The organism is Bosea sp. BIWAKO-01 (assembly GCF_001748145.1).
GTDB lineage: Bacteria > Pseudomonadota > Alphaproteobacteria > Rhizobiales > Beijerinckiaceae > Allobosea.
In genome coordinates this window covers 5,806,846-5,828,330 of the sequence record NZ_BCQA01000001.1, presented here as the reverse complement: position 1 = coordinate 5,828,330, position 21,485 = coordinate 5,806,846, and the positions used below count along the sequence as shown (strand labels likewise).

15 protein-coding genes are annotated in these 21,485 nt (G+C 65.1%); 9 read left to right on the top strand and 6 right to left on the bottom strand.

The window, feature by feature from the left end; all coding sequences use genetic code 11:
* Nucleotide 1 precedes the first annotated feature (1 nt).
* Complete coding sequence (locus BIWAKO_RS27125; RefSeq protein WP_069881296.1) at nt 2–1,597, top strand: gamma-glutamyltransferase family protein; 1,596 nt, start codon at nt 2–4, stop codon at nt 1,595–1,597.
* A gap of 65 nt (nt 1,598–1,662) precedes the next feature.
* Here BIWAKO_RS27125 and BIWAKO_RS27120 read toward each other — a convergent pair whose 3' ends face one another.
* Complete coding sequence (locus BIWAKO_RS27120; RefSeq protein ID WP_244523563.1) at nt 1,663–2,709, bottom strand: GntR family transcriptional regulator; 1,047 nt, start codon at nt 2,707–2,709, stop codon at nt 1,663–1,665.
* A 280-nt stretch (nt 2,710–2,989) separates the two neighbouring features.
* Between BIWAKO_RS27120 and BIWAKO_RS27115 the strand changes: the two genes are divergently transcribed.
* From BIWAKO_RS27115 to BIWAKO_RS27095, 5 genes are all read left to right on the top strand, one after another.
* Nucleotides 2,990–4,540 (top strand): ABC transporter substrate-binding protein, encoded by a 1,551-nt coding sequence (locus BIWAKO_RS27115; RefSeq protein ID WP_069882837.1) that lies wholly within the window; start codon nt 2,990–2,992, stop codon nt 4,538–4,540.
* A gap of 3 nt (nt 4,541–4,543) precedes the next feature.
* Nucleotides 4,544–6,178, top strand: coding sequence for a serine hydrolase domain-containing protein (locus BIWAKO_RS27110; protein WP_201788654.1), 1,635 nt, complete (start codon nt 4,544–4,546; stop codon nt 6,176–6,178).
* A gap of 78 nt (nt 6,179–6,256) precedes the next feature.
* Nucleotides 6,257–7,342, top strand: coding sequence for an isocitrate/isopropylmalate dehydrogenase family protein (locus tag BIWAKO_RS27105; RefSeq protein ID WP_069881294.1), 1,086 nt, complete (start codon nt 6,257–6,259; stop codon nt 7,340–7,342).
* A gap of 64 nt (nt 7,343–7,406) precedes the next feature.
* Nucleotides 7,407–7,844 carry a cupin domain-containing protein gene (locus BIWAKO_RS27100; RefSeq protein ID WP_244523562.1) on the top strand — a complete coding sequence of 146 codons (438 nt, stop codon included), beginning with the start codon at nt 7,407–7,409 and terminating at the stop codon, nt 7,842–7,844.
* Nucleotides 7,845–8,111: 267 nt separating this feature from the next.
* Nucleotides 8,112–8,951, top strand: a complete 840-nt coding sequence (locus tag BIWAKO_RS27095) for a hypothetical protein (protein ID WP_069881293.1) — start codon at nt 8,112–8,114, stop codon at nt 8,949–8,951.
* A gap of 77 nt (nt 8,952–9,028) precedes the next feature.
* Here the strand turns inward: BIWAKO_RS27095 and BIWAKO_RS27090 are convergent, their stop codons facing one another.
* A complete protein-coding gene (locus BIWAKO_RS27090) occupies nt 9,029–10,474 on the bottom strand; it encodes an MltF family protein (RefSeq protein ID WP_069881292.1) in 1,446 nt (481 codons plus the stop codon).
* A 281-nt stretch (nt 10,475–10,755) separates the two neighbouring features.
* On the opposite strand from BIWAKO_RS27090, the gene ppk2 reads away from it, so the two are divergent.
* The gene (gene ppk2, locus BIWAKO_RS27085; RefSeq protein WP_069881291.1) at nt 10,756–11,655 is read left to right on the top strand and encodes a polyphosphate kinase 2; all 900 of its coding nucleotides are present in this window, start codon (nt 10,756–10,758) and stop codon (nt 11,653–11,655) included.
* A 104-nt stretch (nt 11,656–11,759) separates the two neighbouring features.
* Here the strand turns inward: ppk2 and BIWAKO_RS27080 are convergent, their stop codons facing one another.
* Nucleotides 11,760–12,323, bottom strand: a complete 564-nt coding sequence (locus BIWAKO_RS27080) for a GNAT family N-acetyltransferase (protein ID WP_069881290.1) — start codon at nt 12,321–12,323, stop codon at nt 11,760–11,762.
* 26 nt (nt 12,324–12,349) lie between these two features.
* Nucleotides 12,350–14,719, bottom strand: coding sequence for an Orn/Lys/Arg family decarboxylase (locus tag BIWAKO_RS27075; RefSeq protein ID WP_069881289.1), 2,370 nt, complete (start codon nt 14,717–14,719; stop codon nt 12,350–12,352).
* 344 nt (nt 14,720–15,063) lie between these two features.
* Here BIWAKO_RS27075 and BIWAKO_RS27070 point away from each other — a divergent pair, with 344 nt between their 5' ends.
* Entirely contained in the window at nt 15,064–15,696 is a 633-nt protein-coding gene (locus BIWAKO_RS27070; RefSeq protein ID WP_069882834.1) for an HAD-IA family hydrolase, read from the top strand.
* A gap of 210 nt (nt 15,697–15,906) precedes the next feature.
* Here the strand turns inward: BIWAKO_RS27070 and htpG are convergent, their stop codons facing one another.
* Both htpG and katG read right to left on the bottom strand, forming a co-directional pair.
* Nucleotides 15,907–17,787: a molecular chaperone HtpG gene (gene htpG, locus BIWAKO_RS27065; protein WP_069881288.1), complete on the bottom strand. Its 1,881-nt coding sequence runs from the start codon at nt 17,785–17,787 to the stop codon at nt 15,907–15,909.
* A gap of 201 nt (nt 17,788–17,988) precedes the next feature.
* Nucleotides 17,989–20,166: a catalase/peroxidase HPI gene (gene katG / locus BIWAKO_RS27060; RefSeq protein ID WP_069881287.1), complete on the bottom strand. Its 2,178-nt coding sequence runs from the start codon at nt 20,164–20,166 to the stop codon at nt 17,989–17,991.
* Nucleotides 20,167–20,509: 343 nt separating this feature from the next.
* Here katG and BIWAKO_RS27055 point away from each other — a divergent pair, with 343 nt between their 5' ends.
* A complete protein-coding gene (locus BIWAKO_RS27055; protein ID WP_069881286.1) occupies nt 20,510–21,415 on the top strand; it encodes a hydrogen peroxide-inducible genes activator in 906 nt (301 codons plus the stop codon).
* The last annotated feature ends 70 nt before the right edge of the window (nt 21,416–21,485 follow it).

Sequence of the window (21,485 nt, the reverse complement as noted above, 5' to 3'; positions counted from 1 at the left end):
GATGCGAGATTTCGAACAACCCGGAAGGTCCCTGGCCGCAGCGCGGTCCGGGATGGCGGCGACATCCCATCCGGCGGCGACGCTCGCGGCGATCGACATCCTCCGGCAAGGCGGCAACGCGCTCGATGCGGCCATCGGCGCTGTCGCCGTGCAAGGCGTCGTCGAACCCGGATCGACGGGCATCGGCGGCGATTGCTTCGCGCTGCTGTCCAAGGGAGGCTCAGCCGACATCATCGCCTATAACGGCGCCGGCCGCGCGCCGGCCGCCGCAACGATCGACCGTTTCAGGCAGCTCGGCGTCGAATGCATCGACGGCCAGTCCGTGCATTCGGTCACGGTTCCAGGTGCGGTCGAGGCATGGGGCCGGCTCGTCGCAGACCATGGCAGGCTGGATCTCGGCGCAGTGCTGCAGCCGGCGATCGCACTTGCGCGGGACGGCTACGCGATCACCCCGCGGGTCGCCTATGATCTGCGCCATGCCGTCGGACGGCTCAGCGCCGACAAGGCCGCGAGCGAAATCTTTCTGGCCGAGGGCAGGGCGCTCGAATTCGGGCAGCTCCATTCCCAGCCAAGGCTTGCCTCGACGCTCGAGGCGATCGGGCGGGACGGTCCCGATGCCTTCTACAGGGGCACGATCGCAGAGGCGATGGTGGAGACCCTGCAGGATCGGGGCGGGCTGCATGAACTGGAGGACTTCGCGTCTACGCAGGGCGAATACGTCAAACCGATTTCGAGCAACTTTCGAGGCCGTCAGGTCCATGAATGTCCGCCGAACGGACAAGGCGTGATCGCGCTCCTGATCATGAATATCCTGTCGCGCTTCACTCTGAAGGGCGACCCGCTCGGGATCGACAACCTGCATCTCGAGATCGAGGCCGCGCGCCTTGCCTATGCCGCGCGCAACCGGTTTCTCGGTGACACGCCGAACGCGGGCGCCGCCACGGTGACCCATCTTCTCTCCGACCGGTTTGCGGACGAGCTTGCCGCCAGGATCGACCCGAAGGGGCGCGCGCTGAATCTGCCGAGCTTCGAAGACGTGGTGCACAAGGACACCGTCTATGTCTGCGTCGTGGACAAGGACCGCAATGCGGTCAGTCTGATCAACTCGCTCTTCTCCGGCTATGGCAGCGGAATCGCCTGCGGGACAAGCGGCGTGCTCTTCCACAACAGGGGGCAGAGCTTCTCGCTTGAGTCGGCGCATCCCAACGCCATCGCGCCCCGCAAGCGGCCGATGCACACGATTATCCCCGCCATGGTGTCCGAAGGCGGCCGCGTGTCGATGCCATTTGGCGTCATGGGCGGCCATTACCAGGCGATGGGCCATGCCTATTTCCTGTCGCGATTGTTCGACCATGACCTGGACATGCAAAGCGCCATGGCACTTCCGCGCCTGTTTCCCTTGCCGGGCACACGCATTGTCGAGGTCGAGCAGGCCCTGCTCGTGCGCCACGGCGCAGAGCTCGAACGCCGCGGCTTTGAGGTGAGGGCGGCCGCGAGGCCGATCGGAGGCGCCCAGGCGATCCGGATCGACTGGGCCAATGGCTCGCTGATCGGCGCCTCCGATCCCCGCAAGGATGGCTGCGCGCTGGGATGGTAGCCAATAGGCGGGGATCAGATGGCCGAAAGCATGCGTTGATTTAACTTCTTGCGAAGAAAAAACACTTACTGCGGAGTTGGGATCATGCTGACTGCTATCTCCAGGTGTCGCTTCATCAGCATGGAAGCCAGTTCCATATCCCCCGCCTCCAGCCTCCTCAGGATTTCCAGGTGCTCGGTGTAATTGGCGCGCACCCGTTCAAAGCCATGCTTCCAGTTGTAGATCGAGAAGCGTCGGAGCCGGTTCTGGCGCCGCATGGCTTCGAGGAAAAAGCGGTTGCCGGAGGCTTCCGCTATCCCCTCGTGAAACGCAGCGTTCATCTCGAAGAATGCGACGCTGGAGGTTTCGCTCCACGGCAGGGACAGGCTTTCATCGTGCCGGCGCCGCATCTCGTCGGCAAAGCCGGGCGGTAGCGCAAACCCGGGCTCGAGAATGGCGGCCGGCTCGATGACCAGCCGGAAACGATAGCTGTCCCGGCGCAATTCTGCGCTCCAGCTCGTCAGGAATCGCCAGCCATAGCCAGGTTTGCGCTCCACCATCTGCAAATCGGCGAGTAGATCGAGTGCTCTGCGGACCGTGGGGCGCGCGGCATCGTAGCGCTGCATCAGCTCCGTTTCCGAGATCTCGTCGCCGAGCCTGCCATTGTCCCGGTCTGTCGCGATGCGCACGAGCAGGTCGTCATCGCCGGCGCGTTCGCCGGATGCGGTCGCTTCCGCCGGCAGGGTGGCAAGCAGCTCGACGCCGCGCTGCGGCCGCCGGATGACGAGCCCGCGCATGGCCAGCAGATCAAGCGCGGCGCGCACCGGCGAGCGGGAGACGTTCAGGCGTTCGGCCAGGGTCTTCTCGTTCAGGCGGTCTCCCGGAACGACGCCGTCGACGCGGGCGAGCTCCATGATGCGCGCGGCGAGCTCTTCCTGGAGGCGCGTGGGCTGGCGGCTGGGTTCAGTGTCCATAATGGTCATTGTATCACAAAAAACATTCTGATACGTCTCGTCAAGGCTGCAGCGGGCCCGGGCGGCCCTTGAGGGGGGAGAGCTTAGCAACAATGCCGTTTTCCTCGCACTGCCCGCCGAGTGAAATCGCCAGCCCGTCGCGGCAGCGCAGCCGCCCATTCCCCGGGGGCACGCGGGATCGCAGCGGGCAGGGCGTCGGCCACCCGGCGACCCGGATGCCCGCCATTGGCGTCGCAGGGCGCCCGATCCGCGCGCTGAGCGCGCCGGCCAGGGCGCACGTCGCCGCCTGTTCGCCGGGAACGAGGATCGAAGTGCCGCGCACAACCGTCGGCCTCCCGAGCGAGGCGGCACGATCGGCGGCCTTGAATCGATCATGCCCATGGGCCGCAGCGCGACGGCCCGTGGAGCTGAAGCCAACTCAAGAAACGAGGGGATCAAGATGAGACTGCCCACGCTGCTGGTACTGTCCACCGGCCTCCTGGCCGGCATCGCCAATGCCCAGGAGGCGCAGCCGCTCCGCCTTCGCCTCAACGCCGATATCCGGTCGCTCGATCCGGGCGTCAATCGCGATGCCAATACCGACGCGGTCCAGAACCATCTTTTCGAAGGGCTGGTCGCCTTCAGGGAGGATGCGAGCGTCGGCCCGCTCCTGGCGAAATCGATCAGCGTCTCCGAGGACGGCAGGACCTATACCTTCGTGCTGCGGGACGATCTCCACTTCAGCAATGGCGAGCCGGTCGGCAGCGACGATGTCCTGTTCGCCTGGAAGCGCTACACCGATCCCGCCACCGGCTGGCGCTGCCTCTCCGAGGTCGATGGGCGCGGCGCCGTGAAGGTGACGGATGTCGTCGCCAAGGACGCCAGAACCGTCGCGTTCACGCTTGCAAAACCCTCCGCGCTCTTCCTCGGAACGCTCGCCCGTCCCGATTGCGGCGGCACCGGCATCTATCACAGGAGCTCGCTCGGCCCCGATGGCAAATGGCTTACGCCTGTCACGACGGCGCCCTTCAAGCTCGGCGAATGGCGGCGCGGCCAGTTCATCGATCTGGTCAGCAACGACAGATATTCCGCCTTGCCGGGGGAGCGGGACGGCCTCACCGGCAACAAGTCCACCACGCTCCAGAAGCTGCGCTTCGCCATCATCCCGGATGAGTCGACGGCGAAGGCGGCCCTGCTTGCGGGCAATATCGACGTCAATTTCGATGTCCAGAACGCCGATCTGGCCGAGTACAAGGCCAATAAGGATATCACTCTGGACTCGGCATCGGTGATGAATGTCAACGACATCCTGATCCAGACCAGGGATCCACTGCTGTCCGACGTCCGCATCCGGCGCGCCTTGCAGCTCGCCCTCGACCTGCCCGTCCTGGTCGACCAGGTCAGCGAGGGAACGGCCAGGCCCAACAACTCACCGATCCCACCGGCGAGCGCCTATCACGGAAAGCTCCAGGCGCAGCCGATCACGCGCAATCTCGCCCTGGCCAGGAAGCTTCTGGCGGAGGCGGGCTACAAGGGACAGCCGATCAGGATGATCACCAACAAGCGCTACCAGAGCATGTTCGACCAGGCGGTGATCGCGCAGGCGATGGCGAAGGAGGCCGGGATCAACCTCGATCTCGACGTGCTGGAATGGGGCGCGCAGCAGGACCGCTACCTCGCGGGTTCCTATCAATTGATGTCGCACGGCTTTTCCGCACGGCTCGACCCGTCCCTGTCCTTCGAGATGTTCACCGGTTCCAAGGCGGAGCAGCCCCGCAAGGCCTGGGACAACCCCGAGGCGCAAAAGCTCCTTGCTCAAAGCATGGAGATCGCCGACCCGGAGAAGCGCCAGGCGATCATGGACAGGCTCGAGGTGATGTTTCGCGAGGATGTTCCGATGATCGTGCTCTACTCGGAGGTCCGGACCAGCGCTGTCCGCTCCTATGTCTCCGGGTACAGGAGCTGGGCCATGGGGCAACCGCGAGCCTGGGGTGTCTCCATCGCCAGGTAGCCCATGCCGGGCACCGCCATGATGGCCGAAGGGCTGGTGCCGGTGCCGAAGCTGATCCCCAAAACTCTCTCGTCAGGCGCGGATGCCGGGCGCACCGCCCCTGACGCTCATTCCGCTGAACAGGACCGGACCATGACTTTGACACGACTGCCCCGGGCGACGCCTTCATCGCGCGATGTCGACGCCGCCGGGATCACGCGCTTTCTCGACGCCGTGCAACTCGCCGGCCTCGAACTGCATAGCTTCATCGTCTTCAAGGACGATGCCGTCGTTGCCGAGGCTTTCTGGAAGCCGTTCGGTCCCGACCGCCCGCATATGCAGCATTCCGCCACGAAGAGCTGGACGGCCGTCGCTGTCGGCTTCGTCCAGGCCGATGGGCTGCTCGACCTCGACGATAAGGTCGTCGACTTCTTCCCCGAGCATTTGCCGGCCGAAATCAGCCCGAACCTCGCAGCGATGACGGTCAAGGACCTGCTGACCATGCGCACGGGCCACCGCACTGGCCTGTCCGGAGGCGAATGGCGCTACCTTACCGGAAGCTGGATCGAGGCCTTTCTGAACGAGCCCGTCGTCGAACGCCCCGGCACGCGCTTCGTCTATAGCAGCGGCTCCAGCTACATGCTGTCGGCCATCGTCACGAAGCTGACCGGGCAGACCGTCAGCGACTATCTGGAACCGCGCCTGTTCCGTCCGCTCGGCATGGGCGAGATCGGCTGGGATGTCTCGCCGGAAGGCATCAGCACCGGCGGGAACGGGCTGAGCTGCTCCGCCGAGGACATGATGAAATTCTCCGTCCTGCATCTCCAGGACGGCATGTGGAACGGCCAGCAGGTGATCCCGGCCGATTGGGTCCGGGCGACACGGCACAACCATGTCGGTGAATTCGAGATGATGTCGTTCGACGGCAAGCGCTATCGCCCGGCCGATCCCGATGGCGTGCCCGATATCCGCCCGGGCTACGGCTACCAGTGGTGGACGACGCCCCATGGCGGCACCCGCGCCGCCGGCGTCTTCGGGCAATATTACATCCTGTTGCCGGAGCAGCGCGCGGCGATCACCGTCACCGCGGCCCTTCCGCTGAGCGAGAAGCGGCTTCTGAGCACTGTCTGGGCGGAGCTGTTTCCGGCCCTGACGCAGCCGGGCTCCGCGGCGGCGGATGCTGCGCTCGCTTCACGCCTGGCGACACTGGCGATGCCGGTCGAGATGGGAGCCCTGCAGAGCCCCCGCGCGGCCGAGATCAGTGGCCGCAGCATTCGCTTCGCGCCGAATGCCAACCAGGTATCGGAAGCGTCGCTCAGCTTCGGGGCAGGGAGCTGCGAATTCCGTCTCGTCGACCACCGCGGCACGCATAGGGTCACACTCGGCCTCGGACATGGCATCGAAGGCCAGACGACGATGAGCGGGCAGGATCTGCATCACGCCTACCAGCCGGACCGCATGCGCGTGATCGCAAGCGGCGTCTGGCGCGACGAGGCGACCTTCGTCATGACCTGGCGCTATGTCGAGACCGTGTTTTGCGACACCGTCATCCTCCGCATCACCGGCGACACTGTCGAGATCGACCGCAGCGTCAACGTCAATGCCGGCCTGACGAAGCACCCGACATTGAGCGGTTCGCTGTCACGGGCCGCAGCCTGAGCCGAGCGCCCTCCGGTGACAACACCCCGGAGGGCGCTCGCGTCACGCAAGCCGGCCGACAAACCCAGCAGGTTCATCATGAAAATCCTGGTTCTTCCCGGTGATGGCATCGGGCCCGAGATCACCGCTGCCACCCTTGCCGTACTCGAGGTTGCCGACGCGGCGCTCGCGCTCGGGCTCGATGTCGAGACGCGCGAGATCGGCCTCGCCAGCCTGAAGGCGCAGGGCACGACCTTGCCGCAGGACGTCATGACCCGGATTCCGGAGGTCGATGGCGTCATCCTCGGCCCGGTCTCCCACTATGACTATCCGGCACGCGACAAGGGCGGCATCAATCCGTCCGGCGAGCTGCGCGTGGTCTTCGAGCTTTTCGCCAATCTGCGCCCGTGCCGATCGCGCGAGGGCCTGAGCATCCTGCGCAAGCCGATGGACTTGGTCATCGTGCGCGAGAACACCGAGGGATTTTACTCCGACCGCAACATGTTCGCCGGCGGCGGTGAGTTCATGCCCGATCCTGACATGGCGTTGTCGATCCGCAAGATCACGGCGAAATCCTCTTCCCGCATCGCACGCGCTGCCTTCGAGCTGGCGCGCGGCCGCCGCCGCAAGGTCACCGCCGTCCACAAGGCCAATGTGGTCAAGCTGTCGGATGGCCTGTTCCTGCGCGAGGTCCGCAAGGTGGCAGCGGACTATCCGGACGTGGAGCTGGAGGAGCTGATCGTCGACGCGACGGCCGCGCTGCTGGTCCGGTCGCCGGATCGCTTCGATGTGATCGTGACGACCAACATGTTCGGAGACATCCTCTCCGACGAGGCGTCCGAGCTGTCCGGCAGCCTCGGTCTCGGCGGCTCGATCAATGCCGGCGACGATATCTGCGTCGCGCAGGCCCAGCACGGGTCCGCGCCTGATATCGCAGGGCAGAACCTGGCGAACCCGACCTCCCTCATTCTCTCGGCGGCGATGCTGCTGGACTGGCGCGGCCGGCGCGACGCCAACGCCAGGCTGATCGAGGCTGCGGGTGCAATCGAACGCGCGGTCGATATCGTCCTCGACGATCCGGCGACACGCACCCGCGATATCGGCGGCAGATTGGGCACGGATGCCTTCGCGGAGGCTGTGATCGCGGAATTGCGCCGGCAACTGTCGGGACGTGCCGCGGCCTGAAGCCGAACGCCGCCTTTGATCGGACCCGTCCGGTCCTGAACTCAATCCATCAGGAGAGACCCGCATGTCGACCGTCCAGGATATGGCCCGCGCCAGGCCCGCCGTTCTTCGTCCGTCCGAGATCCCGGCGCGCCAGCGCGGCGGTGGAGCCAAAACGATTCCGCTCGTCACGCGCCGCACGGGCTCGACCAGCTTCATCAATGGCATCACCATCTTCGAGCCGGGGGCTGCGATCCCTCTGCACAGCCACAATTGCGAAGAGAGCGTGATGCTGCTGGAGGGCCAGGCCATCGCCGAGATCGATGGGGTCGAGTACCCGATCGCGGCGGGCGACATCACGTTCATCCCCGCCAATCTGCCGCATCGGTTTCGCAACGTCTCGGCGACCGAGGGCATGAAGATCCTCTGGATCTATGCCTCGATCGACGCGACGCGAACGCTGATCGGGACAGGCGATACGCGCTCGATCGACGATGAGCACCAGGCGCCGGTGGTGCCCTGAGCAGGGGCGTACCCAGCCGGCTGAAGGTGATCGGGGCTTGGCCCTGAACTTAGGGTAGGGCGGCTGAACCCGGCCTTGCCAGAGGGGCCCGGAGGGGCAATCGCTTATGTTGCGGCGATTGGAGATGCCGCACAATCTTCGCGCAGATGTGTCCCGCAAACAACGGAGGCTCAACTTTATGTTTGCCAGGTGTTGCGAGGTCTAGCGTCCCAAACTGAACTCTGTTCCACTGGCTGCAGGCGGTCTGGACTTCAGACGGAGCATCTCATGTCTGCACGGCGCGATGGCTGCGGGCGTTTGGCACTGAGGTTCGCGCTCGCCATCTCAATCGGCTTGGCGAGCTCTTTCGCGGTCGCGCAGGAGGAACCAGGGAAAAGCACGGCCGATCTGGCCAAGGCGGCGCAGAACCCCGTTGCCGACATGATCAGCCTGCCCTTCCAGAACAACTTCAACTTCAATGTCGGGCCGCACAAGCAGCTGCAGAACGTCCTCAACATCCAGCCCGTGATCCCGATCACGCTGAACAAGGACTGGAACCTGATCACGCGCTGGATCACCCCGGTGATCTCGCAACCGGCCCTGACGGTGAATGGCGAGCGCGAGTTCGGGCTCGGCGACATCAACCCGAGCTTCTTCTTCTCGCCGAAGCAGCCGACGCACGGCATCATCTGGGGCATCGGGCCGACCTTCGTGTTCCCGACCGGCACCGACAAGACGCTCACGGCCGGCAAGTACTCGGCCGGTCCGGCCTTCGTCGCCCTGGCCATCGAAGGGCCCTGGGTCGTCGGCGTTCTCGTCAACAATGTCTGGTCCTTCGCGGGTAAGAGCAACCGCAGCGCGGTCAACGCGATGACGCTGCAGCCCTTCGTGAACTACAATTTCCACGGCGGCTGGTACCTGACCTCGTCTCCGATCATCACTGCCGACTGGGAAGCCGGCCATGGCGACCGCTGGACGGTGCCGATCGGCGGAGGTTTTGGTCGGGTGTTCAAGATCGGCCACCAGCCCGTCAACGCGCAGCTCGCGGCCTATTACAACGTCGCAAAGCCCAGCGGCGGCGCCGACTGGCAGCTCAGGGCCCAGCTCCAGTTCCTGTTTCCGAAATAATCGCGCACCGGGCATGATGGCCGGTCCGACCATCTGACCGACCGCGGATGGCGCTGACCGGGCGCCGGCGCCCCGGCTCACGGTGCCTCTGCTGCGACGCTGCGCTGCTGCTCGCGCTCGAGCATCAGCGAATAGGCGATGAAGTATTTGTAGATGTTGCTGACATACTGGACGGTCTCGCGGCCCACGACCTGGGCGGCGGCATGTTCGACATTGTCGAACCAGATAGTGGGGTTCAGCCCCTTCTCGCGGGCTATGCGCCGGAATTTCCGCAGGTTGCCCGGCCCGGCATTATAGGCCGCGAAGGCGAAGAGCACGCGATTGCGTGCATCGACGGCAGCATCCCTGACGATATAGGTCTCGGTGATGTGCCGCATATAGGCGGCCCCGGCCTGGATATTCCTGGCGGCGTCCTTGTCGACGCCTTCGATACTGATCGGCGGTGCCGCAGCGGTCTTCGGCATCAGCTGCATCACGCCGACGGCACCGCGGCGGCTGCGACGGCTCTGGTCGAGCTGCGACTCCTGATAGCCCTGCGCCATCAGCATCAGCCAGTCGAAGCGATAAGCTTCGCCCTGGCTCTTGAACTGGGCAACGAGCTCGCGGAAGCGCTTCTCGTCCTCCGGCGCATAGGCATTCCTGACGATCCGGTCGCTGCCATAGTAGCGGCGCCCGACATCATTGCCGAACGCGGTCCCCAGCCGATGCTCCTTGATGAAGGCAGCGAGTTCCTCGCGCAGGAGCGGGCTGTTCTTGCGCATGGCCCAGGCGATCGAACCATCTTCGTTGATCGCGAGATCGGGGCGCACCGAGAGACCCTTGTAGACTTTCGACCAGAGGGAGGCCTTGTGGTCGTCGACGATCGCGAAGGGCAGCAATCCGGCGCTGACCATCTCGAGGATATCCTCATCCTCGAGATTGGGGTCGGAGGGTTTCAGGGTGATGGCCTTGAGGCCGCGCCCCTCGAACGCCTTGCTCAGCGCGCGCAGATGCGTCGCATAGCTGCTGTCGGCCCGGACATAGATCTCCCGCCCGGCCAGATCGTCGATGCCCTTGAGTTCGGGGGCGGCCGGACCGGTCACCACGATCTCCCTGGCCCTCGTCGTCCAGGGATCGGCAAAATCGACCTCCGCCTGTCTTTCGGGCGTGATCGTCAGGTTGCCGGCCACGATATCGCCGCGTCCTGCATTCAGCGCGTGCAGGAGGTCTTCGCGCGGGACGGGCACGAATCCGACCCTGATGGTCAGGGCCTTCGCCTTGTGGCGCGCGTTCAGCCACGCCTCGAAGCGTTGCCCGATCTCGGCGACGACGCCGTATTGGCGCCCGCGATCGATGAAATAGAGCGACTTGCTGTAGGGGACGAGCAGCCGCACGACGCGGCGCTCCTGCATGCCGTCGAAATCGCCCGTCCAGGTTTTCAGCTGCGGAAGCGTCGCCACCGGTGCTGCCGGGCGCCTGGTTTGGGCCATCGTTGGGGCAAGCGACGCGAGAAAGACGAGCCAGGCCAGCAGGTATCCACGCATCGCGCCCTCCGGATATCGGTCTCGATGACATCAGAGGCAAAGAACAGGATGCCGTAAACCAGGAATTCTGGCCCGTTCCCCGTACGGCTATGCTCCGCCTGAGAAACCGCAGGGCATGTGGGTCATCGCAGCGTCACTTTAGCCGGCGAGACTGCTGCGGCAGGCGAGGGGCGCACAAGAATTTCGGCTGCGGATGGCGTGGATTTGATCCCCGCAAGACCGCGGTCTCCTGGTGCGTCCGTACCTCATTTGTCAAAACGCATGTCGAAGGTTTGCAGCTCATGACAATCGATCTGGACCGGATCAAAGCGGAGATCGCCGACAGCTTCGACGAGGAGCTGGAGCTGCAGCTTGAGGAGGATCGGCTCAACGAACTTGTCTCCGAGGGGCTGGGCTCAGGAGGTCCGACGCTGGACCGGAAGGTCTATTTCCGGGAGCTGTTCAACCTGCAGCACGAACTCGTGCGGCTTCAGGACTGGATCCAGTACAAGAAGCTCAAGGTTGTCGTGCTCTTCGAAGGGCGCGACTCTGCCGGCAAGGGCGGCGCGATCAAACGCGTCACGCAGCGGCTCAATCCGCGGATCTGCCGTGTCGTGGCGTTGCCGGCGCCGACCGAGCGCGAGCGCCACCAATGGTATTTCCAGCGCTATGTGCCGCATCTGCCGACGGCTGGCGAAATGGTGCTGTTCGACCGCAGCTGGTACAACCGCGCCGGGGTCGAGCGGGTCATGGGGTTCTGCTCGCAGGAAGAGCTGGAGGAGTTCTTCCGCTCCGTTCCGGATTTCGAGCACATGCTGGTGCGCTCCGGCATCATCCTGATCAAATACTGGTTCTCCATCACCGACGAGGAGCAGGAATTCCGCTTCCGCATGCGGATCGCCGATCCACTGAAGCAGTGGAAGCTCTCGCCAATGGACATGGAGAGCCGCGTTCATTGGGAGGACTATACTCGCGCCAAGGAGGAGATGTTCGATCGCACCCACACGGAGCACGCACCGTGGTGGGTGGTTCAGGCGGTCGACAAGAAGCGGGCCCGGCTCAACTGCATCGCACATCTGCTCAGCCAGATACCCTATGAAACCGTGCCGAAGCAGGACATCACCTTGCCGGAGCGGGTGCGCCATCCCGACTACACCCGAAACGCCGTTCCGCCGGAGCTCTACGTCCCGGAGGCCTACTGACGGTCGTCCGTGGGGCGGCTGACCGGAGGATCTGGCCGCGATGCGAGCCGACGGATCGCGGTGGCGGACCGTCGCGGCCCAGCTTGAAACGCCAGGCGCGCAGTTCAGGTCGGCGAGGCCGTGCCGTTTGGCGTCGCCGGCAAGGTGGCGCCAGCGCCGAGCGATCGCTGCACCATGACGCTGTCGGACCATTTGCCATAGCGATAGGCGACGCCCGGCAGCAGACCGACCCTGGCGAACGCGAAGCGCTCGTGCAGGGCAAGCGAGGCAGTGTTCTCGGCGTCGATATAGCCGATCATCTGCCTGAAACCCGCAGCCGCACAGGCGTCGATCAGCGCTTGCATCAGCAGGCGCCCGATCCCCCGTCCGAGATGGTCGTGGTGGACATAGATCGAATGCTTGACGGTGAAGCGATAGGCCGGGCGCTTGCGGAACAGGACGACATAGGCATAGCCGACGATCTCCCCTCCCAAGGTCGCGACCAGATGCGGCAGGCGGCGGTTACGCAGGTTCTTGCGCCGGTCGCGCAGATCGTCCGGCTGCGGCGTGCCGCTGTCCTCGACCCCGGCCTCGATGCCGCGCCGGATATGTCGGCGATAGATTGCCAGCATCGGCTCGACATCGGCGTCGCGCGACGGGCGGATGATGATCGGGATTTCGTTCTGCATGGCGTGTCGCTGCCGGTCCGCTGATCTTAACCCTGGGCCTGTTCGCTCACGACATAGGTGTGGAGCCGCACCCGCCCGGTGGCATCGGTCTCGCGATAGATGCCCTGGATCTCGACATCGAAGCCGGGGAAGGCATTGAAACTCGCCTCGAACATCCTGAGGTAGTCGATCATCGGCTGGGCCCGTGCGGTCAGTCGCTCGCCTGGAACGATCGATGCGATGCCTGGCGGGTAGACGACGAAGGGCGTCGTGGCGATGCGCCCGGCAATGGCGTCGATCGGCAGGTAGTCGACATCGTTGCGCACCAGGCAGCGCGCTGCGTCATGAGGCGACATCGCGATCTCCGGCAGGTGCTCGGGCGAGAACTGCCTGGCCTGCAGTCCGCTGACATCCGCCTCGCGGAAGAACCGGTGCATCTCGCCACAGAGATCGCGCAGCCGGACCCCGCCATAGCGCGAAGGCCGGCGTCGGCAGAACTCGGGAATCGCCTCCTCCAGCAGGGCGTTGTCGTCATGCAGCTTCTTGAAGGCGACGAGGCCGCTGATCAGGGTGCCGGCCTTGCTCGCCTCGACGCCCGGCGTCAGCAGGAAGAGCAGCGAGTTGAGGTCGTTCTTCTCGGCGACGATCCGGTTCTCGCGCAGAAACTGGGCGACGACCGGCGCGGGTATGCCGTGTTCGACATAGCTGCCGGTCGCGCGGTCGAAGCCCGGCGTCAGCAGCGTCAGCTTGTTGGGGTCGGTCATGGCAAAGCCCGGCTCCAGTCCAGGAAAGCCATGCCAGGCCGCCCCCGGCGCGAGCTGCCAATAGGCCGGGTCCAGGGCGAGCTGGTCGGTCGCGACCATCTCCCAGGCGACGTCATGGACCGCACCCTGCCGCGATGCATCGGGAATCGTCACCCGGTCGGGCACGAAGGGCTCGAAGAACCAGCGCCGCTCGGGCCGCGCTTCCTTCTCCTCGAATTCGCGCCGGACGGCCCGGATCTTCTTGCGCAGCTCGATTCCGAGCTTGATCGTATCGTCCCAGAGCACTTCGCCGGAGCGCCCCTTCATCATCTGCGCGCCGACATCCAGCGAGGCGAACAGCGGATAGAAGGGCGAGGTCGAGGCATATTGCATGAAGCTCTCATTGAAGCGTCGATGCTCGACCCGGCGCTTCTGCCCCCGGATGTGCCTGTCCTTGATATGGATCTGCGAGGCCTGGGAGAAGCTCGCCAGTTGCTTGTGCGTCGATTGCGTCGCGATGATGCCGGGCGCGTCAGGCCCGAGATCGGAGAGCCCCATCGCGAAGCGCCCGGCATAGAGCGGGTGGAACTTCATGAATCCGGCCCAGGCCTCGTCGAAGAGGATGTAATCGCAGAGATGACCGATGCGCTGCAGGATCATCTCGGCGCTGTGGATCGAGCCGTCATAGGTGCATTGCTCGACCACGGCGACGCGGAACGGGCGCGGCTTCTGCCAGGCATCCCGATCCGTGACCAGCGGATGCGTCCTGATGCGCTCGCGCAGCGCTGCCTCGTCGAATGTGTCCCAGCGCATCGGCCCGATCAGACCCCAGGCGTTGCGGACGGTGGGAACATAGACCGGGATCCCGCCGCCGATGAGCAGGGCGCCATGATGGGCGGCCTTGTGGTTGTTACGGTCGAAGAGCACGAGGTCGCCATCCGTGACCAGTGCCGCGAGCGCGACCTTGTTGGAGGTCGAGGTGCCGTTGAGGACGAAATAGGTCTTCTCGGCGCCGAAAATCTGGGCGGCTTCCTTCTGCGCTTTCAGCGCGGGCCCCTCATGGGTCAGCAGGTCGCCGAGATCGAGCACCGAATTGTCGAGGTCGTCGCGGAAGACCGCCTCGCCGAGATGCTCCATGAAAACGCGCCCGATCGGACTGCGGCTGTAGAAGACGCCGCCATTATGACCGGGGCAGGTCCACAGGTGATTGCCCTCTTCGGCATAGTCGACGAGCGCACCGAAAAATGGCGTTTTCAGCGTCTCGGCATATTGCTTGAGGCGGCTGATAAGGCTCTTGGCGATGAAGGGCGGTGTTTCCTCCGACAGGAATATATAGCCGTCGATGAAGTCGAGCACCTCGACCGGCACGTCCTCGAAGCGCTTGCGGCGGATCAGCAGGATGATCGGGAAGTCGAGCCCGCGGCGGCGCATCAGGTTGATCAGATGCGCCGTCTTGCCTTCCAGCCCCTTCTTGCCCCAATCGACCACCATGCAGCCGATGGCTGCATCGGTCTGGACCGCGATCTCGGCATCTTCCAACTTGCGCGCCTTGACGACCTCGAAGCCGGAGCGCTCGATCTCGTCGACGATCTGGTTGAACCGGATCCCCTCGAGATCCTCAGCGTCGAAGTTCGGCGTCGCGAACAGGAAGGTGAAGCGCCTGAAGTAATCCATGCCGGCCCCGTCGGTTCGAGCAGCGATATGTCGGTGGGTTCATGACCGTCGGACGACTTTTCGCCAGACTATGTCACAACCATGCATCCGGCGAAGAGATCCGGCGGTGTCGCCACTTTCCGTTCTCGGTCATTCGAGCTTCCGCTGCTGGACCGCGCCCACGGCTGACCTCGGTCACTCCATCGAAACCGGACTTTCCGAAATTGGCGCTGTGATCCGCGCTTGCGACGCGCTATCGGGCCAGCAGCATCTCACTCGCAAGCGACATCTCATTCAAATGAATGTCCTCAACCGCTGTCGATCAGGGTATCGCCGGCACACCGCTCACAGGTTCGACTCCGGCCATGCCTCGCTACGCGCTCGCCATCTTCGATTTCGACGGAACGCTGGCCGATAGTTTTCCGTGGTTCTGTTCGGTGCTGAACGAGACCGCCCGGCGATTTGGCTTCCGCGAGGTCCAGGAGCAGGAGAGGGACAATCTGCGGGCTCTGGGCAGCCGCGAGATCGTGGCCCATCTCGGGGTTCCCCTGTGGAAGCTCCCGGCGATCGCCGCGCATATGCGCCAGCTCAACGCGCAGAGTCAGGGCGAGGTTCGCCTCTTCGACGGGGTTGAACAGGCGCTCGCAAATCTCGCCCGTCATGGCATCCGGATCGCCGTCGTCAGCTCCAATGCGGAGGAGACGATCCGGCGGACGCTGGGCCGGGCCGCGGACCATGTCAGCGCCTTCGATTGCGGCGCCTCGCTCTGGGGAAAAAGCGCCAAGTTCAAGGCTGTAGCGAAGCGGCTTGGCATCCCGCGCGAGCGCGCGATTGCGATCGGCGATGAGCTTCGCGACATCGAGGCTGCCCGCAAGGCCGGGATGGCCTGCGGGGCGGTGACCTTCGGCTACAACGCCCCTGCTGCGCTGCTCGCGCAATGGCCGGATCTGGTGTTCACGGATTTCGCCGATCTGCAGGCTCAACTGACCAGCGGCTGAGGCTCATGCCTGCCCGTGAGGGCAGGTCGATCCAGGCGATTCAAAGTCTTAGAATTATCGGGCAATGCCTTGATTTTGCGCCTAAAAGACCGCTTTCCGTGGCCGGTTTGGCCCCCGCCGGAAACGGTGGTCTCGGACGCGTAGTCGGCACGTTCGTCTGGAGCCGAGAGGGCGTGCGCGCCGGACCGGCACGCACGCTGCATTCGGTCTCTACGAGGCTGCGAGGCCAAGCGCGACCAGCCGACCCAGGCGCTCGGAGAACGCCCTGGCATCGGTGGGACGCTCTCCGTCGAGCACGCGGGCGGTGTCGAGCAGGAGGTTCGCGACATCGCTGCGCACGGCCTCGTTCTGCACGCCGGCCAGTCCCTGGATCATCGCGTGGCGCGGATTGACCTCGAGGATCGGCTTGCTGGCGCGCTCGATGCGCCCGCCCGCGGTCAAGAGCCGCTCGAACTGGCGATCAGGACCGTCTTCCGCCGCGACCAGGCAGACCGCGCTGTCGGTCAGCCGGTCGGAGGCCCTGACATCGGCGATCTGGTCCGCGAGAACCTCCTTCATCGCTACGAGCAGGGCCTGCACCGCCTCGCTCGTCTCGGCAGAGGGCGCCGTCGCGTTGTCGAGAAGCGGGATCAGGCTGAGATCGGCAGCACCCTGCGTCACCGACTTGAAGGGCTTGCCCTCGAATTCCGGCGCTCCCGAGACCCAGAAGCTGTCGACGGGGTCGCTGAGCAGCAGCACCTCGATGCCACGCGCCCGAAAACCTTCGAGTTGCGGGGAATTCGCGATCCGCTCTGCGTCGTCGCCGGCGATATAGTAGATCGCCGTCTGGTTCTCCCTGAGCGCCCCGACATAGTCCTTCAGGCTACGCCGGCCGTCGCTTGCGGCCGTCGTCTTGAAGCGGGCGAGCCCGAGCAACTGGGCGCGGCGCTCGAAATCCTCGTAGATCCCTTCCTTGATGACCGCGCCGAAATTCTCCCAGATCCTGGCGAAGGTATCGCCGTCCTGTTCGGCGAGCTTTGACAGCTCGGAGAGAACGCGGCTGGTGACGCCCTTCTTGATCGCGCTCAGCAGCGGGCTGTCCTGGATCATCTCGCGCGAGACGTTCAGCGGCAGATCGGCGGTGTCGACGATGCCGCGCACGAAGCGCAGATAGCGCGGCAGGAACTCAGCCTCGTCGGTGATGAAGACGCGCTTCACATAGAGCTTGATACGGCCCTTGCGATCGGCGTCGAACAGGTCGAAGGGACGCCCGCCTGGCACGAAGAGTAGCGCGGTGTATTCGTGGCGGCCCTCGGCCCGGAAATGGATCGTCGCGGCCGGCTCGTCATATTGCGCGGCGACGCTGCGATAGAAATCCGTGTAGTCCTGCGTGCTGATCTCGCTCTTGGGCTTGGCCCACAGCGCCGCGCCGTCGGCCAGCGTGGTTGCCTCCGCGCCCGGCTTCTCGATCAGCGAGATCGGTACCGGCACATGGCCGGATTGTTCCCTGACGATGCGCTCCAGCGTCCAGCGCTCGGCATAGGATTTGGCATCCTCCATCAGATGCAGCGTCACGCGCGTGCCGCGCACAGGGGCATCATCCAGCGCGACCGGGGCGACGGTGAATTCGCCCTTGCCGTCCGATGACCAGAGCCAGGCCTCGTCGCTGCCGGCGCGGCGGCTGGCGACCTCGACCTTGTCGGCGACCATGAAGGCCGAGTAGAAGCCGACGCCGAACTGGCCGATGAGCTGTGCGCCTTCCTTGCCCTCGGCGGTCGCGATGCGCTCCATGAAGCCGCGGGTACCGGAGCGGGCGATGGTGCCGAGCGCCTCGATCATCTCGTCGCGGCTCATGCCGATGCCGTTATCGGCGATGACGAGCGTGCCGGCCTCCGGATCGGCCGCGATCGTGATCGCGAGCTTCAGATCGTCGCCGAGAAGCTCCGGCCTGGCGATGGCCTCGTAGCGCAGCTTCTCGCTGGCGTCGGCGGCGTTGGAAATCAGCTCCCGCAGGAAGACGTCCCGGTCCGAATAGACCGAATGCACCATCATATGGAGCAGGCGGGAGACATCGGCTTCGAAGCTGCGGCTTTCGGCTGTCTGGGTTGTCATGGCTGCATGCTGTCTGGCTGGGGAACGCGGCCCATCAGATGGCCGGAATAGCCGGATCTTGCAAGATGGGGCAGGGGCCATCGACGTCAGGGGCGTCGGGCTCTCGCTGACCCCTGGCCGGAAGCCGAGCCTGGCTCACGGGCAAGGACAGAGCTTCAGCGGCTGCCCGGGGGCGGCCGCTGAAGGTATTATTCGTCTGGATCAGACCAGATCGAAGCGATCGAGATTCGTCACCTTGGTCCAGGCTGCAACGAAGTCCTTCACGAACTTCGCCTGCGCGTCCGAGCTGGCATAGACCTCGGCCAGCGCACGCAGCACCGAGTTCGACCCGAACACGAGGTCGACGCGGGTGCCCGTCCATTTCGGTGCGCCGCTCTTGCGGTCGGTGCCCTCGAACACGTCCTTGGACTCAGGGCTCGCCTTCCATTGCGTGCCCATGTCCAGCAGGTTGACGAAGAAGTCGTTCGTCAACGCGCCGGGACGGTCGGTCAGGACGCCGTGGCTCGTGCCGTCGACATTGATGTTGATCGCGCGCAGTCCACCGACCAGCACGGTCATCTCGGGCGCGGTCAGCGTCAGCAGCTGCGCCTTGTCGATCAGGGCCACCTCGGCCGGCACCTTGAGGGCCGCCTTCTGGTAGTTGCGGAAGCCGTCCGCCAGCGGCTCCATGACGTTGAAGGCATGGATGTCCGTCTGCCCCTGCGAGGCATCGGTGCGGCCAGGCGAGAACGGCACGGTGACGTTCTGGCCGGCAGCCTTCGCCGCCTGCTCGACGCCGGCATTGCCCGCCAGCACGATCAGGTCGGCCAGCGAGACCTCCTTGCCGCCGGTCGCGGCCAGGTTGAACTCCGACTGGATGCCCTTGAGGACCTTGAGCACATTGGCGAGCTGCAGGGGCTGGTTGACCTCCCAGTCCTTCTGCGGCGCGAGGCGAACGCGCGCGCCATTGGCGCCGCCGCGCTTGTCGCCGCCACGGAAGGTGGAGGCCGAGGCCCAGGCCGTGCCGACGAGCTCGGAGACGCTCAGTCCCGAGGCCAGGACCTTGGCCTTCAGCGCCGCGACATCCTCGTCATTGATCAGGGGATGCTCGACGGCCGGCACCGGATCCTGCCAGGTCAGCTCCTCCCGGGGCACTTCCGGTCCGAGATAGCGCGAACGCGGGCCGAGATCACGATGGGTCAGCTTGAACCAGGCGCGGGCGAAGGCCTCCGCGAAGGCCTGCGGATTCTGCAGGAAGCGGCGCGAGATCTTCTCGTAAGCCGGGTCGACGCGCAGCGACAGATCGGTCGTCAGCATGGTCGGCTTGTGCTTCTTCGAGGGATCATGGGCGTCGGGAATGACGTCCTCGGCGTCCTTCGCCTCCCACTGGATGGCGCCGCCGGGGCTGCGGGTCTGCACCCATTCGTATTTGAACAGGTTCTCGAAGAAGTGGTTGCTCCACTGCGCCGGCGTCTGCGTCCAGGTGACCTCGATGCCGCTGCCGACGGCATCCGCTCCACTGCCTGTGCCATAGTTGCTGGCCCAGCCCAGGCCCTGCGCCTCGAGGCCGGCGCCTTCGGGTTCCGGACCCTTGTGGGATTCGGGCGCCGCGCCATGGGTCTTGCCGAAGGTATGGCCGCCGCCGATCAGCGCGACGGTCTCCTCGTCGTTCATCGCCATCCGGGCGAAGGTCTCACGGATGAAATGGGCCGCCGAGAGCGGGTCGCCATTGGCGCCGGGGCCTTCCGGGTTGACGTAGATCAGGCCCATTTCGGTGGCGCTGAGCGGGGCATCGAACGTATCGAGCGGGCGATGCGTCAGCCAGGCGGTCTCGGCCCCCCAGTTGACGTCGAGATCCGGCTCCCAGGTATCGGCACGGCCGGCGGCGAAGCCGAAGGTGCGGAAGCCCATGGTCTCCAGCGCGACATTGCCGGTGAGGATCATCAGGTCGGCCCAGGAGATCCGCTGGCCGTATTTCTGCTTGATCGGCCAGAGCAGGCGGCGCGACTTGTCGATATTGACGTTGTCCGGCCAGCTGTTGAGCGGGGCAAAGCGCTGCTGGCCGCGGCCACCGCCGCCACGGCCGTCACTCAGGCGATAGGTGCCGGCGGCGTGCCAGGACATGCGGACGAATTGCGGGCCGTAATGGCCGAAATCGGCCGGCCACCAGTCCTGCGAGTCGGTCATCAGCTTGCGCAGGTCATTCTTCAGCTCTTCGTAGTCGAGCTTGCTGAATTCCTGGCGATAATCGAAAGCCTGGTCCAGCGGATCGGACTTGGACGAGTGCTGGCTCAGCAAGTCGACGCGCAGCTGGTTGGGCCACCAGTCGCGGCTCTGGGTGCCGCTGGTCCCGTGAGCGACCGGGCATTTCCCGGCTCCCCCCTCAGTTTTCGCATTCATGATTCTCTCCAATTCACGTTACGCTGATTGCGCGTTTCTCGATCACAGGCGGGTCGGTGCCGGGGCAGGCGATCCGCCGTCATGGCCTGCCGGGCGAACGGGGCGGGCGCTGCAAAGGCCCGTTCCGTTCCGTAGGCCAGCCAGCCGGTGGGCTGGAAACAGGGGCGATCGACGGGCGCCGGCGGCTGCGATGGCCAGCTCGGCCATGAGCCGAACGCCAGCAGCCTTCACAACGCGAGGCGGTCTCGACATCGGCTGCTCCTCGTCTTCGCTGGAAGCCTCTTAGCAAAAGGGTTTCATTATATTAATTCCGATTTTCTGATTGCGTCGATAAGCTAAGATTATGACGAACCTGACACTGAAACAGCTCCGCTATTTCGAGGCGCTGGCCCGCCAGCGCCACTTCGGACGCGCGGCGGAGAGCTGCGCCATCTCCCAGCCGGCGCTGTCGATGCAGATCAAGGCGTTCGAGGAAGAGCTCGGCGCCGAACTCTTCGAGCGGGACCGGCGCCAGGTCCGGCTGACGAGTTTCGGCGAAGAGATCGCGCTGCGCACCAAGGACATCCTGCGCTCGGTCGACGAGCTGGAGGACTATGCGCGCAGCTCGCGTGGCGGGCTCGTCGCCAGGCTGCGCATCGGTGTGATCCCGACGGTCGCGCCCTATCTGCTGCCCGGCCTCATCGCCGACCTGACCGGCCTCCATGACGGGCTGGACCTGCATGTGCGCGAGACGCTGACGCCGAAACTCGTGCAGGAGTTGAATGAGGGCCGGCTCGACATGGCGGTCGTGGCGCTGCCGGTCTCGGAGCCTTCGCTGACCGAGGCCGCGCTCTTCACGGAGAGCTTCGTCCTCGTCCGGCCACGCGAGGAGGAGGGGAAGCCGGCTCCCAATCGCGAAGACCTTCACGAAATGCGGTTGCTGCTGTTGGAGGAGGGGCATTGCTTTCGCGAGCAGGCGCTCTCGTTCTGCAACAAGAACCCGCGCACCATGCACCCGCGCGACCTGCTGGATGCAAGCTCGCTCTCGACCTTGGTGCAGATGGTCGATGCCGGCATGGGCGTGACCTTGATTCCGGAGATGGCAGTCGCGGTCGAGACACGCTCGGCCTCGGTCTGCGTCACGCGCTTCAAGGACCCCCAGCCATCGCGCACGATCGGCATGGTCTGGCGCAAGACGAGCCCGCTCGCCAAGCAGTTTGCACAGATTGCCGAGGCCGTGCGCCTCTCGGCCGCAGCCCGCCGGGCCTAGGCACGAGCGACCTCAGCCGGAAAAACGCCGCGCAGGGGCCGCAAGCCGTGACGCATGCCAAGCTTGAACC

What these genes read in the sequence shown, in the direction of transcription:
- BIWAKO_RS27125 (WP_069881296.1), top strand. Translation starts at nt 2, where the DNA reads ATGCGAGATTTCGAACAACCCGGAAGGTCCCTGGCCGCAGCGCGGTCC.
- BIWAKO_RS27120 (WP_244523563.1), bottom strand. Translation starts at nt 2,709, where the DNA reads ATGGGCGGCTGCGCTGCCGCGACGGGCTGGCGATTTCACTCGGCGGGC.
- BIWAKO_RS27115 (WP_069882837.1), top strand. Translation starts at nt 2,990, where the DNA reads ATGAGACTGCCCACGCTGCTGGTACTGTCCACCGGCCTCCTGGCCGGC.
- BIWAKO_RS27110 (WP_201788654.1), top strand. Translation starts at nt 4,544, where the DNA reads ATGCCGGGCACCGCCATGATGGCCGAAGGGCTGGTGCCGGTGCCGAAG.
- BIWAKO_RS27105 (WP_069881294.1), top strand. Translation starts at nt 6,257, where the DNA reads ATGAAAATCCTGGTTCTTCCCGGTGATGGCATCGGGCCCGAGATCACC.
- BIWAKO_RS27100 (WP_244523562.1), top strand. Translation starts at nt 7,407, where the DNA reads ATGTCGACCGTCCAGGATATGGCCCGCGCCAGGCCCGCCGTTCTTCGT.
- BIWAKO_RS27095 (WP_069881293.1), top strand. Translation starts at nt 8,112, where the DNA reads ATGTCTGCACGGCGCGATGGCTGCGGGCGTTTGGCACTGAGGTTCGCG.
- BIWAKO_RS27090 (WP_069881292.1), bottom strand. Translation starts at nt 10,474, where the DNA reads ATGCGTGGATACCTGCTGGCCTGGCTCGTCTTTCTCGCGTCGCTTGCC.
- ppk2 (WP_069881291.1), top strand. Translation starts at nt 10,756, where the DNA reads ATGACAATCGATCTGGACCGGATCAAAGCGGAGATCGCCGACAGCTTC.
- BIWAKO_RS27080 (WP_069881290.1), bottom strand. Translation starts at nt 12,323, where the DNA reads ATGCAGAACGAAATCCCGATCATCATCCGCCCGTCGCGCGACGCCGAT.
- BIWAKO_RS27075 (WP_069881289.1), bottom strand. Translation starts at nt 14,719, where the DNA reads ATGGATTACTTCAGGCGCTTCACCTTCCTGTTCGCGACGCCGAACTTC.
- BIWAKO_RS27070 (WP_069882834.1), top strand. Translation starts at nt 15,064, where the DNA reads ATGCCTCGCTACGCGCTCGCCATCTTCGATTTCGACGGAACGCTGGCC.
- htpG (WP_069881288.1), bottom strand. Translation starts at nt 17,787, where the DNA reads ATGACAACCCAGACAGCCGAAAGCCGCAGCTTCGAAGCCGATGTCTCC.
- katG (WP_069881287.1), bottom strand. Translation starts at nt 20,166, where the DNA reads ATGAATGCGAAAACTGAGGGGGGAGCCGGGAAATGCCCGGTCGCTCAC.
- BIWAKO_RS27055 (WP_069881286.1), top strand. Translation starts at nt 20,510, where the DNA reads ATGACGAACCTGACACTGAAACAGCTCCGCTATTTCGAGGCGCTGGCC.